The organism is Rhodococcus sp. YH3-3 (assembly GCF_001653035.1).
Taxonomy (GTDB): Bacteria; Actinomycetota; Actinomycetes; order Mycobacteriales; family Mycobacteriaceae; genus Rhodococcus_F; species Rhodococcus_F qingshengii.
The window spans coordinates 2,408,397-2,423,447 of the sequence record NZ_BCWH01000001.1; the positions used below are offsets into that span (position 1 = coordinate 2,408,397).

At 61.8% G+C, this 15,051-nt stretch carries 17 protein-coding genes; 14 read left to right on the top strand and 3 right to left on the bottom strand.

What is annotated here, in order from left to right; translation table 11 throughout:
* Nucleotides 1-254 precede the first annotated feature (254 nt).
* The 11 genes from secY to truA all read left to right on the top strand — a co-directional run bounded on the left by secY (nt 255) and on the right by truA (nt 7,978).
* Nucleotides 255-1,574, top strand: a complete 1,320-nt coding sequence (gene secY, locus YH3_RS11180) for a preprotein translocase subunit SecY (RefSeq protein WP_003940773.1) — start codon at nt 255-257, stop codon at nt 1,572-1,574.
* Nucleotides 1,571-2,116, top strand: coding sequence for an adenylate kinase (locus tag YH3_RS11185; RefSeq protein ID WP_003940868.1), 546 nt, complete (start codon nt 1,571-1,573; stop codon nt 2,114-2,116). Before secY ends, YH3_RS11185 begins: the two co-directional genes overlap by 4 nt.
* Complete coding sequence (map, locus tag YH3_RS11190) at nt 2,116-2,913, top strand: type I methionyl aminopeptidase (protein WP_003940806.1); 798 nt, start codon at nt 2,116-2,118, stop codon at nt 2,911-2,913. The genes YH3_RS11185 and map overlap by 1 nt, the downstream gene beginning before the upstream one ends.
* Nucleotides 2,914-3,226: 313 nt before the next feature.
* Entirely contained in the window at nt 3,227-3,448 is a 222-nt protein-coding gene (gene infA / locus YH3_RS11195; RefSeq protein ID WP_003418601.1) for a translation initiation factor IF-1, read from the top strand.
* A 90-nt stretch (nt 3,449-3,538) separates the two neighbouring features.
* Nucleotides 3,539-3,652 (top strand): 50S ribosomal protein L36, encoded by a 114-nt coding sequence (gene rpmJ / locus YH3_RS34960; RefSeq protein WP_003938068.1) that lies wholly within the window; start codon nt 3,539-3,541, stop codon nt 3,650-3,652.
* A 250-nt stretch (nt 3,653-3,902) separates the two neighbouring features.
* On the top strand, nt 3,903-4,277 hold the full coding sequence (gene rpsM / locus YH3_RS11205; protein ID WP_003940834.1) for a 30S ribosomal protein S13: 375 nt from the start codon (nt 3,903-3,905) through the stop codon (nt 4,275-4,277).
* The gene (rpsK, locus tag YH3_RS11210) at nt 4,277-4,690 is read left to right on the top strand and encodes a 30S ribosomal protein S11 (protein WP_003940683.1); all 414 of its coding nucleotides are present in this window, start codon (nt 4,277-4,279) and stop codon (nt 4,688-4,690) included. Before rpsM ends, rpsK begins: the two co-directional genes overlap by 1 nt.
* A 22-nt stretch (nt 4,691-4,712) precedes the next feature.
* Nucleotides 4,713-5,318, top strand: coding sequence for a 30S ribosomal protein S4 (gene rpsD, locus YH3_RS11215; protein WP_003940769.1), 606 nt, complete (start codon nt 4,713-4,715; stop codon nt 5,316-5,318).
* Nucleotides 5,319-5,438: 120 nt separating this feature from the next.
* Nucleotides 5,439-6,500, top strand: coding sequence for a DNA-directed RNA polymerase subunit alpha (locus YH3_RS11220; protein ID WP_003941016.1), 1,062 nt, complete (start codon nt 5,439-5,441; stop codon nt 6,498-6,500).
* 29 nt (nt 6,501-6,529) lie between these two features.
* Complete coding sequence (gene rplQ / locus YH3_RS11225) at nt 6,530-7,087, top strand: 50S ribosomal protein L17 (RefSeq protein WP_007728580.1); 558 nt, start codon at nt 6,530-6,532, stop codon at nt 7,085-7,087.
* Between the two features lie 6 nt (nt 7,088-7,093).
* Entirely contained in the window at nt 7,094-7,978 is an 885-nt protein-coding gene (truA, locus tag YH3_RS11230; protein WP_007728581.1) for a tRNA pseudouridine(38-40) synthase TruA, read from the top strand.
* Nucleotides 7,979-8,035: 57 nt separating this feature from the next.
* On the opposite strand, the gene YH3_RS11235 is transcribed toward truA, so the two are convergent.
* On the bottom strand, nt 8,036-9,178 hold the full coding sequence (locus tag YH3_RS11235) for an acyl-CoA dehydrogenase family protein (protein WP_007728582.1): 1,143 nt from the start codon (nt 9,176-9,178) through the stop codon (nt 8,036-8,038).
* 57 nt (nt 9,179-9,235) lie between these two features.
* On the opposite strand from YH3_RS11235, the gene YH3_RS11240 reads away from it, so the two are divergent.
* Nucleotides 9,236-9,814, top strand: coding sequence for a TetR/AcrR family transcriptional regulator (locus tag YH3_RS11240; protein ID WP_007728583.1), 579 nt, complete (start codon nt 9,236-9,238; stop codon nt 9,812-9,814).
* Nucleotides 9,815-9,836: 22 nt separating this feature from the next.
* Nucleotides 9,837-10,394 (top strand): NADPH-dependent FMN reductase, encoded by a 558-nt coding sequence (locus tag YH3_RS11245; RefSeq protein ID WP_003940967.1) that lies wholly within the window; start codon nt 9,837-9,839, stop codon nt 10,392-10,394.
* 16 nt (nt 10,395-10,410) lie between these two features.
* On the opposite strand, the gene eccE is transcribed toward YH3_RS11245, so the two are convergent.
* Nucleotides 10,411-12,051 carry a type VII secretion protein EccE gene (gene eccE, locus YH3_RS11250; RefSeq protein ID WP_007728584.1) on the bottom strand — a complete coding sequence of 547 codons (1,641 nt, stop codon included), beginning with the start codon at nt 12,049-12,051 and terminating at the stop codon, nt 10,411-10,413.
* 97 nt (nt 12,052-12,148) lie between these two features.
* Between eccE and eccB the strand changes: the two genes are divergently transcribed.
* Nucleotides 12,149-13,615 carry a type VII secretion protein EccB gene (gene eccB / locus YH3_RS11255; protein ID WP_080961144.1) on the top strand — a complete coding sequence of 489 codons (1,467 nt, stop codon included), beginning with the start codon at nt 12,149-12,151 and terminating at the stop codon, nt 13,613-13,615.
* A gap of 14 nt (nt 13,616-13,629) precedes the next feature.
* On the opposite strand, the gene mycP is transcribed toward eccB, so the two are convergent.
* Nucleotides 13,630-15,042 (bottom strand): type VII secretion-associated serine protease mycosin, encoded by a 1,413-nt coding sequence (mycP, locus tag YH3_RS11260; RefSeq protein ID WP_052959915.1) that lies wholly within the window; start codon nt 15,040-15,042, stop codon nt 13,630-13,632.
* Between the last annotated feature and the right edge of the window lie 9 nt (nt 15,043-15,051).

The window sequence follows — 15,051 nt, forward strand, 5'->3', positions numbered from 1 at the left end:
ATGGCCGCAGCGCAGCGTTTGCTGCGGTGCGGCCATCGGCGTCTACGAGGTCGTGTCACAGGTACGAGGTCGTGTCACAGATTGGTCGTGCATGCTCGGACGGGCCAGTATTCTGGTCACCGAGTGGCAAATGTATCTTCGGCTTACCCGGTTTTCGTGGTCTGCCTGCCTAGTTCCCAAATGCTCACTGTTAGAGTTCAAAAGTTCGACAGGTCAAAACGATCTGTCTCCCTACCGTCGTGCCAGGAGGATCTTTGCTTTCCGCCTTCGTCTCGGCCCTCAGGACCCCAGACCTGAGGCGGAAGATCCTCTTCACCCTCGGCTTGGTGGCTCTGTATCGGGTCGGCGCTCTCATCCCGTCCCCAGGTGTCGACTACGGCCGTGTGCGTCAGTGCATCGATATCGCCAACTCCGGTGACTCAGCAGGTATCTACTCGCTGATCAACCTGTTCTCCGGCGGCGCTCTGCTGCAGATGTCGATCTTTGCGATCGGCATCATGCCGTACATCACGGCGAGCATCATCGTGCAGCTCCTGACCGTGGTGATTCCGAAGTTCGAGGAACTTCGGAAAGAAGGCCAGTCCGGCCAGGCCAAGATGACGCAGTACACGCGTTACCTGTCCATTGCTCTGGCAATCCTGCAGTCGACCGGCATCGTCGCTCTTGCGGCACGCGGACAGTTGCTCCAGGGCTGTGACGACATCATCGCCGACAAGTCGATCTTCGGTCTTGTCATCATCGTGCTGGTCATGACTGCCGGTGCTGCCATGGTCATGTGGTTCGGCGAGGTCATCACCGAACGTGGCGTCGGCAACGGCATGTCCCTCCTCATCTTCGCCGGTATCGCATCGCGTATCCCGAGCGAGGGCAAGGCAATCCTCGACAGCCGTGGTCCGCTGGTCTTCGCCTTCGTCTGCCTCGCAGCGCTGCTGATCATCGCCGGTGTCGTCTTCGTCGAGCAGGGTCAGCGTCGTATCCCGGTGCAGTACGCGAAGCGGATGGTCGGACGCAAGATGTACGGCGGATCCTCGACGTACCTGCCTCTGAAGGTGAACCAGGCCGGCGTCATCCCGGTGATCTTCGCGTCTTCACTGCTGTACCTCCCGAACTTGATTGCACAGCTGACTTCGGCCAGTACAGCGGTCGACCCCAGTTGGTGGCAGCGCCTCATCAACACCTACCTGGTGAATCCGGCCAACCCGGTGTACATCGCGATCTACTTCGGCCTGATCGTCTTCTTCACGTACTTCTACGTCGCCATCACCTTCAATCCCGAAGAGCGCGCCGACGAGATGAAGAAGTTCGGCGGCTTCATCCCCGGTATCCGACCCGGTCAGCCGACCGCGGACTACCTCAACTACGTGCTGAGTCGCATCACCCTTCCGGGTGCGATTTACCTCGGCACCATTGCTGTTCTGCCCAACCTGTTCCTCGACATCGGGAACGGCGGCGGCGCGCAGAACCTGCCGTTCGGTGGCACCGCGGTGCTGATCATGGTCAGCGTCGGCCTGGACACCGTGAAGCAGATCGAGAGTCAGCTAATGCAGCGTAACTATGAAGGGTTCCTCAAGTGAGACTTGTCCTCCTTGGTCCTCCCGGTGCCGGCAAGGGCACCCAGGCCGCTATCTTGTCCGAGAAGTTCGGCGTTCCCCATATCTCCACGGGTGATCTCTTCCGCGCGAACATCGGTCAGGCCACCGCTCTCGGTGTGGAAGCAAAGAAGTACATCGACGCCGGCGAACTCGTACCGAGCTCGATCACCAACGACATGGTGAAGGCTCGCGTCGCAGAACCGGACGCAGCAAACGGTTTCCTTCTCGACGGATTTCCGCGCTCGGTCGAACAGGCTCAGGCACTCGAGGGAATCTTGAAGGATCTCGACACCAAGCTCGACGGTGTCCTCTCCTTCGTCGTCGACGAGGACATCGTGGTCGAGCGTATGCTCGCCCGTGGTCGTGCAGACGACACCGAGGACGTCATTCGCAACCGACTCCGGGTCTACCGCGACGAGACGTCACCGCTGTTCGATTACTACAAGGACAGCATCGTCTCCGTCGACGCGATCGGCGAGGTCGAAGAGGTCAACGCTCGCGCACTGGCAGCGTTGGGTAAGTAATGGTCTTCGGGCGCAAACGCAAGGTTGTTCCGTTCCGCTCCGCGGGCGAACTCGACGCGATGGCTGCTGCCGGCGCGATCGTGGGTTCGGCTCTGGTGGCGGTTCGCGCTGCGGCGAAGCCCGGTGTCAGCACTTTGGAATTGAACGCGGTCGCTGAATCCGTCATTCGTGACGCCGGCGCCGTGCCCTCGTTCCTCGGGTACCACGGCTTCACCGGCTCGATCTGCTCTTCGGTCAACGATCGCGTCGTTCACGGAATCCCTTCAGCTCAGGACATCCTGGCTGAAGGCGACCTGGTTTCCATCGACTGTGGCGCGATCCTCGACGGATGGCACGGTGACTCCGCTTGGACGTTCGGTGTCGGTGAGATCAGCGTCGCCGATCAGGAGCTCAGCGAAGCCACTCGGCTTTCTATGGAAGCCGGGATCGCGGCAATGATCGCCGGCAACCGTCTGACGGATGTTTCGCACGCGATCGAGGTCGGTACTCATGCCGCCGAGAAGTTGCACGGTCGTTCCTACGGCATCGTCGACGGATACGGCGGACACGGAATCGGCCGGGAAATGCACATGGATCCGTTCCTCGCCAATGAAGGTGCCCCGGGTAAGGGTCCTGAACTGGTTGTCGGATCGTGCCTGGCGATTGAGCCGATGCTCACGCTCGGCACCACCGACACGGTGATTCTCGACGACGACTGGACCGTTGTGACGACCGACGGGTCCCGTGCGGCGCACTGGGAACACACTGTCGCAGTGACCGAAGACGGTCCGCGGATTCTGACACTCCGGCCGGAGTAGTCGACACAGTCGCTGACAAGTGTTGGCAGCGAGCATGATTCATGTTCGAGAAGTCCCAGCCTCATTTCGAGGCTGGGACTTTTTCGGTGGGGGAGCGGTGTGCGTCGTCACCCTGACCGGAGGCGCATTTGGCCTGGTCGTTTACATCGCGTAACATGGCTAGGCGGTGCGCTATGCGCGTCGATAGTTCGTGTGCCTACGCCTGGATCGCTCCGGGATCGGGCTTTCGAACTGCCGACGATCTTTCCATTGCGTGCCAATGTAACGGAAGCCGATGCACGAAGCATGCCAAACCAAACGGATCGCGGAGGATATGGCTAAGAAAGACGGGGCCATCGAGGTCGAAGGACGAGTAGTCGAGCCGCTGCCCAATGCGATGTTCCGCATTGAGCTCGAGAATGGCCACAAGGTCCTCGCCCACATCAGCGGAAAGATGCGTCAGCACTACATTCGCATCCTCCCGGAAGATCGCGTTGTCGTAGAGCTCTCGCCCTACGATTTGTCGCGCGGACGCATCGTTTACCGCTACAAGTAACGAACTTCCCGGACCTGACCTGGGTCAGGGAGAAGTATGTCTGCCGCGGTTCATCGCGGCGGGCTGCGACAAAACAGGAGATCAGAAGACGTGAAGGTTCAGCCGAGCGTCAAGAAGATCTGCGAGAAGTGCAAAGTGATTCGCCGTAACGGTCGAGTCATGGTGATCTGCGAGAACCTGCGTCACAAGCAGCGTCAGGGCTAGATCTAGCTTTTCGAAGATCTGCTTGGCAACAAGCAAAGAAGACCTCCCAGTACCAGCCATTGTTGACGAGACCCCACGCGATCGTTCACCGATCGCCAAGGTCGGACAATGGTTCACCCCCGGCACGGAGGCCGGGGCCCCACTGAGTTAGTTGATGAGATCATCTGCGCCTTCGGGCGTCGGTACTCGGCAAGAGGCACAGGGGAAGGGCTGGGAGCAGACCTCCGCACACCGATAAGGAAATGCCACCATGGCACGTCTCTCTGGTGTTGATCTTCCTCGCGAAAAGCGCATGGAGATCGCACTGACATACATCTACGGCATCGGCCGTACCCGCTCCAAGGAAATCCTTGACGCCACCGGCGTCAGCCCGGATCTCCGGAGCAAGGACCTCTCGGACGAGGACCTGGCAAAGCTCCGCGAGTACATCGAGGAGTCGCTCAAGGTCGAGGGTGACCTTCGCCGCGAGGTTCAGGCCGACATCCGTCGCAAGATCGAGATCGGCTGCTACCAGGGCCTGCGCCACCGTCGTGGTCTGCCCGTGCGTGGTCAGCGCACCAAGACCAACGCCCGTACCCGTAAGGGTCCGAAGCGCACCATTGCCGGCAAGAAGAAGGCGAAGTAATGCCCCCGAAGTCACGTAGCACCGGTCCGAAGAAGACCCAGAAGACGCGTCGCAGGGATAAGAAGAACATCCCGCACGGCGCCGCTCATATCAAGAGCACCTTCAACAACACCATCGTGTCCATCACGGACCCCGCCGGAAATGTCATTTCCTGGGCGTCTTCGGGACACGTCGGCTTCAAGGGTTCGCGTAAGTCGACTCCCTTCGCCGCTCAGCTTGCTGCTGAGAGCGCTGCCCGTAAGGCGCAGGAGCACGGTGTCAAGAAGGTTGACGTCTTCGTCAAGGGACCGGGATCCGGTCGCGAGACCGCAATCCGTTCCCTCCAGGCCGCTGGCCTCGAGGTCGGCACCATTTCCGATGTAACCCCCCAGCCGCACAACGGCTGCCGTCCGCCCAAGCGGCGTCGGGTATAGCGGGAAGGATAGGTAGAAGAAAATGGCACGTTATACCGGACCCATCACCCGCAAGTCGCGTCGTCTGCGCGTCGACCTCGTTGGAGGCGACCAGGCATTCGAGCGTCGCCCGTACCCGCCCGGACAGCACGGCCGCGCGCGTATCAAGGAGAGCGAGTACCTGCTCCAGCTGCAGGAGAAGCAGAAGGCTCGCTTCACCTACGGCGTCATGGAGAAGCAGTTCCGCCTGTACTACAAGGAGGCGAACAACCGCCCCGGCAAGACCGGCGAGAACCTGCTTCGCATCCTCGAGTCGCGTCTCGACAACGTCGTGTACCGCGCAGGCCTCGCTCGCACGCGCCGTCAGGCACGTCAGCTGGTCACGCACGGTCACCTTCTCGTGAACAACAAGAAGGTCGACATCCCGAGCTACCGCGTCTCGCAGTACGACATCATCGATGTCAAGGAGAAGTCGCTCTCCACGCTTCCGTTCCAGGTTGCGCGTGAGACCGTCGGCGATCGCCCGGTTCCCGGGTGGCTGCAGGTTGTCGGCTCGCGTCTGCGGATCCTGGTTCACCAGCTTCCCGAGCGCGCGCAGATCGACATTGCTCTGCAGGAACAGCTCATCGTCGAGTACTACTCGAAGTAAGGCGCTTCGCACCCCGTGAGTGGTTGAGGAGTCTCCGGACTCCTCAACCACTCACAGGGCCGCAGGCCCTTTCCCATCGTGGGCGTCAAATAGTGGACGTCCGTACAGGAGGAAATACCAATGCTCATTTCTCAGCGACCCACGCTGACCGAAGAGGTCATCGCTGATAACCGCTCGAAGTTCGTCATCGAGCCCCTGGAGCCAGGTTTCGGGTACACGCTCGGCAATTCGCTGCGCCGCACGCTGCTCTCGTCGATCCCCGGCGCTGCTGTCACCAGCATCCGTATCGACGGCGTTCTCCACGAGTTCACCACCGTCCCGGGCGTGAAGGAAGATGTCACCGACATCATCCTGAACCTCAAGGGCCTCGTCGTGAACTCCGAAGAGGACGAGCCGGTCACCATGTACGTCCGCAAGCAGGGCCCCGGCGCTGTTACTGCGGGCGACATCGTGCCCCCGGCAGGCGTCACCGTGAACAACCCTGATCTGCACATCGCCACCCTGAACGACAAGGGAAAGCTGGAGATCGAGCTCGTAGTCGAGCGCGGTCGTGGCTATGTCCCCGCCGTTCAGAACAAGGCGTCCGGCGCAGAGATCGGCCGTATCCCGGTCGACTCGATCTACTCGCCGGTGCTCAAGGTCACCTACAAGGTGGAGGCCACTCGCGTCGAACAGCGCACCGACTTCGATCGGCTCGTTCTCGACGTGGAAACGAAGAACTCCATCACCGCACGGGACGCGCTCGCTTCGGCGGGCAAGACCCTGGTTGAGCTCTTCGGCCTGGCCCGTGAGCTGAACGTCGAAGCAGAAGGAATCGAGATCGGACCCTCGCCTGCCGAGGCCGATCACATCGCTTCCTTCGGACTCCCCATCGAGGATCTGGACCTCACGGTCCGCTCCTACAACTGCCTCAAGCGCGAAGGTGTTCACACCGTCGGTGAGCTTGTCGGCCGTACCGAGTCCGATCTGCTCGACATCCGCAACTTCGGACAGAAGTCCATCGACGAGGTCAAGGTCAAGCTGCATTCGCTCGGCCTGTCCCTCAAGGACAGCCCCGCATCCTTCGATCCCACCACCGTTGCCGGCTACGACGCCGCCACCGGAACGTGGAGTGACACTGATGCCGGTTCCTTCGGCGATGCCGAAGGTACCGAGGACTACGCCGAGACCGAACAGCTGTAGCAGCTCAGGTCCTTTACTAGGAGATCATCATGCCCAAGCCCAAGAAGGGTGCCCGCTTCGGCGGGTCGGCTTCCCACCAGAAGGCGATTTTCGCCAATCTGGCTACCGCGCTCTTCGAGCACGGTCGCATCACCACCACCGAGTCCAAGGCCAAGGCATTGCGCCCCTACGCCGAGAAGCTCGTCACGCACGCAAAGGCCGGCACGCTGGCTCACCGTCGTGAGGTGCTGAAGGTCATCCGCAACAAGGATGTCGTTCACACCCTGTTCGCCGAGATCGGCCCGTTCTACGCGGACCGTAACGGTGGATACACCCGCATCATCAAGACGATCCCCCGCAAGGGTGATAACGCTCCGATGGCAATCATCGAGCTCGTCAAGGAAAAGACCGTCACCTCCGAGGCTGACCGCGCTCGTCGCGTCAAGTCCTCGCAGGAAGCTCCCGCCGCAGAGAACGTCGTAGAGGCCGTAGAGGCCGACGCGACCGACGCTGAGGTCGAGAACGCTGACGCAGTGGTCGAGGCCATCGAGGACGAGACCGCAACTGCGGCCGACGCTCCCGAGGCCGAAGAGGCCAAGAAGGACTAGTCTCCCTTGGTTTCGGCACACGCTGAATCGAACGAGCCCGCCGCCCCCATCGGGGACGGCGGGCTCGTTCGATTGCGGCTCGACATCTCCTACGACGGCACCGACTTCTCGGGTTGGGCCCGCCAGACCGATCTGCGCACCGTGTGCGGTGAGATCGAAGACAAGTTGGGAACGGTGCTTCGACACCCGGTTCAGTTGACCGTTGCCGGTCGAACCGACGCCGGTGTCCACGCCACCGGTCAGGTAGCGCACGTCGACGTTCCGGGAGAGTTGCTCCCGGACGATCCGTCGCGACTCGTGCGCAGACTTGCACGATTTCTGCCCAAGGACGTTCGGGTCAAACAGATATCGGTGGTTCCGGGTGACTTCGATGCGCGCTTCTCCGCGATGCGACGTTATTACGAGTACCGGGTGACCAACGCGGCGTTCGGAGTGGAGCCACTACGCGCACGCGACACCGTCTCGTATCCCAAACCACTCGATCTCGGAGCGATGCAGGAAGCGTCGAATCGGCTGCTGGGTCTGCACAACTTCGCGGCATTCTGCAAGCGTCGAGAAGGCGCCACGACGGTGCGGGAGCTGCAGCGTTTCGACTGGACCCAAGAGGGCACGGTGTTCACGGCGTACGTGAATGCCGATGCGTTCTGCTGGTCGATGGTTCGCAGTCTTGTCGGCGCAGTCCTCTCCGTCGGTGAGGGACGGCGCACCGCCGACTGGGTGGCAGGTTTGCTCGACGAAACTTCGCGGTCCAGTTCCATCCTCGTTGCGCCGGCGCACGGACTTTCGTTGGTCCGCGTGGACTACCCCGACTACTCGGAACTGGCTGCCCGCAACGCGATTACCCGTGAGACCCGCGAGATTCCGTCTTCGGGTGGATGCTGCGGCGACTGAACTTCACCATGCAAAATGCCCTCCCACTCTGTGTGGGAGGGCATTCGTATCGGGGGGCTATCCCGCCAGTTGGCGCGCGATGACCAATCGCTGAATCTGGTTGGTGCCCTCGAAGATCTGCGTGATCTTGGCCTCGCGCATGTAGCGCTCGACGGGGAAGTCCTGGGTGTATCCGTACCCACCGAATACCTGAACGGCGTCGGTGGTGACCTTCATTGCCGCGTCGGTGGCCACGAGCTTGGCGACGCTCGCGTTGCGTGAATACGGAACTCCGGCGTCGCGGCGGCGGGCTGCATCGAGGTAGGTGGCTCGCGCGGAGTCGACTGCGGCAGCCATGTCCGCGAGCACGAAACCGAGTCCCTGGTGATCGATGATCCGCTTGCCGAATGCCTTGCGCTCCTTCGCGTAAGCGACCGCGTCGTCGAGCGCGCCTTGAGCGATTCCGACGGCAACGGCAGCGATTCCGAGTCGGCCGGAGTCGAGAGCGCTGAAGGCAATCGGCAGCCCCTGGCCGCGCTGACCGATCAATCGCTCCTCAGGAATGAAGGCGTCGTCGTAGTTCGCGGAGGCAGTGGGGACCGCGCGTAGCCCCATCTTCTCTTCGGGTTTTCCGAAGCTGAGGCCTTCGGTGTCCTTGTCCACCAGGAGGCAGGAGACGCCGCGTGAACCGTCGTCACTGGTGCGTGCGAAGAGGTTGTAGAAGTCCGCCTTGCCGCCGTTGGTGATCCAGGCTTTCGAACCGTTGACGCGGTAGCCACCGTCGGTGGGCGTCGCCTTGCACGACAACGCGGCGGCGTCGGACCCGGCCTGCGCTTCGGAAAGGCTGTACGCGCCGATGGTGTTGCCGCCCAGCATGTCCGGTAGCCAGCGGTTCTTCTGTTCGTCGGTGCCGAAGGTGAACAGCGGGAAGCACGACAGGCTGTGCACGCTCACCGCCACTGCAACCGCTGCCCAGCGTGAGGCGATCTCTTCGAGCACTTGGAGGTACACCTCGTACGGCTGATCGCCGCCGCCGAACTCCTCGGGATACGGAAGGCTCAGCAGACCCGCCTGTCCGAGTGCGGGGAACACTCCGTCTGGATACTTCTCGGCCTTCTCGTATTCGTTGACCTTGGGCGCGAGTACCTTGTCCGCGACATCACGCGTCAGTTCGATGAGATCGCGAGCTTCTTGGCTGGGCATCAGGCGTTCGACGGGCACGGTCGGCTCCTAGCTAGGTAATAGTACTGAGAACGATACTGCAGTACTGTTGTAGGTATGGCAAGGCTGGTTCACAAGACGACTGCGCGCAGGGCAGAGTTGTTCGATCAATTGGTCGAACTGTTCTTGAGCGAGGGTTTCGCCCACCTCACGCTCGACGAGATCTCAGCTCGTCTGCACTGCTCCAAGAGCACCTTGTACACCGTGGCGGCCGGCAAAGAGGATCTGGTGCGGGCTGTGACAGTGCACTTCTTCCGGGCGGCGACCGATGCAGTGGAGAGTGCAGTCGCCGCCGAAACGGCCCCGCCTCGTCGAGTCGCGGTGTATCTCGAAGCAGTGGGTGATCGGCTGTCCGCGGCGTCCAGTCAGTTCATGGAAGACCTGGCCGAATCGGTGTCGGCGAGCCAGGTCTACGAGAAGAACACGTCGATCGCTGCTGATCGTGTGCGATCGCTCATCGTCGAGGGAGTCGATTCGGGCGCATTCCGGCAGGTACACGCATCATTTGTCGCCGATGCCGCTGCGGCGACGATGGTTCGGATCCAGCAACGCGCGGTCTACCGGGCAACTGGTCTGGACGATGCCAGCGCTTATCGGGAACTGGCAGCACTCATCACGGACGGGATCACTGCGTGATCAGTCGCTAGCATCGACGTTCATGGCACCTTTGAACGTCGAAGTCATCGTAGGTTCGGTCCGCGAGGGGCGAATGGGACGAGCAGTGGCGGACTGGTTTGTCGAGCGCGCAACCGCGAACCCGTCGTGGAACGTATCGGTGATCGACCTCAGAGAGCTGTCGTTGCCCCAGGATTTCTCGGATTCACCTGCCACGGAGGTTTTCCGCCGGCGAATCGGGCGCGCCGACGCTGTTGTCGCCGTGACCTCCGAATACAACCACGGGTATCCGGCTGCTCTCAAGACCGCATTCGATTCGGTGAAACACGAGTGGCGTGCCAAGCCGATCGGATTCGTGTCCTACGGCGGGATTTCAGGTGGTGTTCGGGCCGTCGAGCAACTGAGGCAAGTGGTGGCGGAGTTGCACATGGTCTCGGTGCGTCAAAGCGTGACCATCCACCGGGTGCGTAAGCAATTCGGACACGAGCCGTACGGCGTCGATTCGATTGCGATCGATGCAAGCGAGAAGATGATTCGTGAATTGGATTGGTGGGGAAGCGGATTGCGGATGCAACGTGCAAGTGATCCCTATCCCGGCTGATCTTGGACATACGTGATCACGCCATCTGGTGAGCGTCGCCGGCTCGTGGACGGCCGATGAACGATGTCTCGGAAGCGATGGTCACCAGAGTCAGGTCGACGCGTGTACGGCCGGTTTCGACCGTGATCTTGTCACCGAGTGCGAATGGCTGGACTATCGAGATTTCAGGGTCGATCCGAGGCCATTGGCGTGGATGTCCGTACACATAGATTGCGGTCACGCCGGCACGCGGAGATAACCCCTCGACGCCGTCGAATACGACAGTGTTGAAGGCGCCCTCAGGCCCACCGCCCTGCCCGGACACGCGGAGTCGGTCAGGCACTCCCATCGAGTCGGTGAGCGCGGTCCACGCTTGCGGTCGATCGGTGTGGACGAGTACCAGTGCGCCGGTCGCGATGGCTCGAAAGATCAACTGCTGAGCCAGATAGAGTTCGCCGGCGACAAGAACGGTGTTGACGCCCGGCCCCGAAATTCTGGCCGCGACACCGTGCCCGTTTCGGTCCGAGCCGATGAGTTGGCCGCACCCGGCAAGGGGTAGAGCGAGTGAGTCGAGTGTGCCCCCGTCCATGCGAACGCCCGGCGTGATGCCGTCCAGCGCGGCCAATGCGGTTGGCAAGTTGGTCAGCAATCCGTCGCGCTGGCGCCCACGTAGCGAGACCAAACCGGCCAGCGGTGCGTTCTCAGGTGGATTGCGCGTGGTGAAGCGACATGTCGCACTGACCTTCGCCTCTCCGCGTTGTCCGGTGGGTCGTAACCGAATTGTCACGGACGTCCCGACCGTTGCCACTGCCCACACTCGGGTCAGGGTCGCAGTGGTGATGAAACGGGGTTCGATCCCAAATCCGACGTTGGACACGCCAGGCAAGGGGGTACTTCGCCACGTTTCGGTGACCTCGTGGCCGGCCACTCCTCTTGTCACCTGGGCAGTGGACGACGCGATCTCCGGTGCGGTCAGGATCCGCGCCTTGCACCCCGCTGAATCGAGCACCCGGATGACACGATTGGCGGCAACAGCTATCGCGCGGCCGGCGCCCTGTTCGCCCCCGCCCCGGCGTTCGACTGCTGCACCACCCTCCAGCGCGTCGAAACGTAGTGCAAGCCAAACACTTCTGGTGGCGGTGGCTGGTAGTGGTCCGATGAGACGTTCGTAGACTTCGGTGGCAGGCGTTCCCGACGCGGCGCGGTATCCGTGACTGACGATGTCGATGCCAGTGAGTGAGATGTCGTGCTGATGGAGACAATTGGCGAGGGCTGCCGTGGGCAGAAGGTGGGAAGCGTCGAACGAATGACGGCCGATCCTGGTCAGGTAGTCGCGTGGGGGAGCGATCTCGACGACAGCGACGAGCGAAGATCCGTCCACTCGGAGCCCGATGGACTGCTCGGAGGGAGTGTGAAAACTGACGATCGTGCTGCGGTCGACGTCCTTGCGGTGCAGATAGCGAAAGTACCTGACAATCCAGGACATTACCGACCAACCGCCCACATGAAGCAGCATTGATCCGGCAACCACACAACCGATTGCCAGCGCCCAGAACCAATCGAGCCCACTGGCCATCGCGATTCCGCCCGCACCGATTCCGAAAATCTGTGCCGGCACGAACTCGCGCGTCGAAATCCTGTGTGACGACGGCCAATGCTTCAACCGCGATCGGTCCACGGTTCCTCCCCGATACCTGACCTGCGAACTACCCGAAAATTTCCGCCCCAGCGGAACTGTACTGTGTCTTCGCAAGGGGATGTAAGGCACGGGGGGAATGATGGCTGCGACACCTACCACGCGCTGGCAGGTCAACGGGTACCGATTCTTGGTCAGGCGGATGGAACATGCGCTGGTCAGACGAGACGTGCGGATGCTTCACGATCCGATGCGATCACAGTCGCGCGCGTTCACCGTCGGAATAGTCCTCGCTGCACTGGGATTGGCGGGTTGCGCTGTACTCGCTCTGTTTCGGCCACAGGACAGAATCGGCGATGCAGAGATCGTCGTTGCAAAGGAATCGGGCGCGATGTTCGTCGCCATGGAGGGTACGTTTCGCCCTGTGCTGAACTTGGCCTCCGCACGACTGATTCTGGGTTCGCCAGGAAAACCGGCAATAGTCAAGGCATCCGAGGTCGAGGCGAAACCCCGGGGCGCGCTCGTCGGCATTCCCGGCGCACCGTCCGCGCTGCCGGAATCGGCCGACCCTACCAACGCCGCGTGGACGGTGTGCGATTCCGTCGGATCCGACGGGAGAAAATCGTTGACGACTTCGGTCCTGGTCGGCTCGTCCAACGTCGGCGAAAACACGACATATCTGACGAATGACCGTGCATTCCTGGTGAAGTCGGGTTCCGATCACTTTCTCGTGTACGACGGGAAGCGAGCGGAAATCGATGTGGACGATCCGGCGATCATGCGGGCTTTGGGCCTGGAAGGAGCACAGGCGCGACCGATCAGTATCGGATTCCTCAATTCGATTCCCGAAGTTCCGCGCATCGAGGCTCCGCGAATCCGCCAACTGGGATCGGCGCCCCGGTTTCCTCTGCAGAACAAGACTGTCGGCTCCGTCGTCCAGGTTTCGGTGGGTGCGGACCCGCAGTACTACGTGGTACTCGAGAACGGGATCCAGAGGATCGGTGCGGCGCTCGCCCAACTGATCTACTTCTCGGATTCGCAGGGCGCCACCGGGATCGCGAGCGTCACCCCTGATGCCATCAGTCGTATTCCCTCGGTGAGTGAGCTGGCCGTCGACTTGTTGCCGCGGGTGGTTCCGGAGATCGTCGATGATCACGGCGCACCTGTCGGCTGTCTGGAATGGGCTCCCTCACCTGCAGTCGAGGGCGCCGAAAGTAGTTCTGCAACGCTGAAACTTGTCGCTGGATTGCAGGTTCCGATCCCGGAGGGTGGCAAGTTGGTGTCCTTGGCGCAGGCGGACGGATCGGGTGACAATCTCGACAACGTCCATGTCGAACAGGGATTCGGCGGATTTGTTCAAGCGACCGGAATCGAGACGAACAGCACCAGGCGCGACGGAGTGTTCTACGTAGCCGATACCGGTGTGAAGTACGGCGTACCGGACGAAATCTCCGCTCGCGCGCTCGGATTGACGCGAACGCCTGATCGCGCGCCTTGGCAGATGCTCGACCTACTTGCATCAGGTCCCGCGCTCGAGAAGAGCAATGCACTGATAGCTCACGACGGAATCGCCCCCGATACAGCGCCGGCCGCTCCGGTGAACTGAACCCTGCTGACGGTTCAGGGATCGATGTTCTGGCGTTCGGGAAGATGCCGACGAATTACTCGACGAAGAGGCATCGATGCCAACAGCGTCAGTAGGGCGAGGGTGCCGACCGTTCCGGCTCCGACGAGTGCCGTGTCGCGAGATCGGTTGTCGGGGGTCGGCGGCGTGGGTAGGGGATCGATCGACACCGACTGATGGTTGACCTTGACGCGTTCTCCTGGGGCCAATTCGCCCGTCACTGCCGCAAGTGGATCGATGACGCCGTGACCGACGTAGGGATTCCAACCCTGCGCCGGAGCGTGGGCGGTGGCTTCGATACGTTGCATGACCTGAAGCGCCGTCAGTTCCGGGTGAACCGACCGGACCAGTGCGGCGGTCGCCGCGACAAAGGGCGCAGCGAAACTGGTCCCGTTGAACGACTGTACGGCGCCGTCGGAGCCGTACACCCCGTTGGTCAGACCGGGCGACGTCGGGTGAAGTGAGGTGATTCCGGTGCCGGGCGCCGCCACGTCGACCCACGGACCGCCGAGGCTGAAGGAACTGGCGGCGCCATTGGGGTCTACCGACCCGACCGTGAGGACATAGTCGTCGTACCAAGCCGGACTGGCAATCGTCGCAACCGAGTTCCATGGATCGGCTAAGGGGTCGACGGGATCCGGCGGCGGATTCTGGTTCTTGCAACCTCCGGATCCGACGTTACCTGCAGCTGCGACGACTACGACGTTCTTCGCGATCGTGGCGTATTCGATTGCAGCGCCGAGTCGTTGGTCGTTGATCCCGTCCCCGGCAGGCTTGCAGGCGACTTCGGAGATGTTGATGACGCTTGCACCCATGTCCGCAGCGTGACGGACGGCCGATGCCATGGTGTCGACGTTTCCGTACCCGGATGAGTTCTCGGCTACAGCAGGGTCTTCGCGTTGGCCGGCCACCGAGAAGGCGGCACTGGACTGCCTGATCGAAATTATCTGTGCGTCAGGCGCAGCTCCGGAGAATCCGGAACCCTCGACTTGCTGGGCGGCGATGAGACCGGCCACGACAGTTCCGTGTGCGTCACAATCGTCGGTGCCGTCGGAGGTACCGACGTAATCACCGCCGCCGTCGAGCGATGGCAGCCGGGGATGTCTGCTGACACCGGTGTCGATGACAGCAATTCGCTGTCCTGCCCCTCTGGTGATCGGCCACACAGAATCGAATCCCAGATCTCGTTGAGAACGTGGAATGTCCGCACCGTCACCACCTGCCACGGCTGGGACGCACAGGGTTCGTTGTTCGGTGGGTTGTGGAGGTGCAGGCGGACCGTCCTCGGGCAGCATTGCAGGATCGATGGGGGAGGGAACCGCGCTCGATGCGCCACCTGCCCCGGCGAGAATGCTGAAGGCAACGATCACGAGACTGGCGCAGATGTTTGTTGCACGTCGAATCACCATCGATCACCG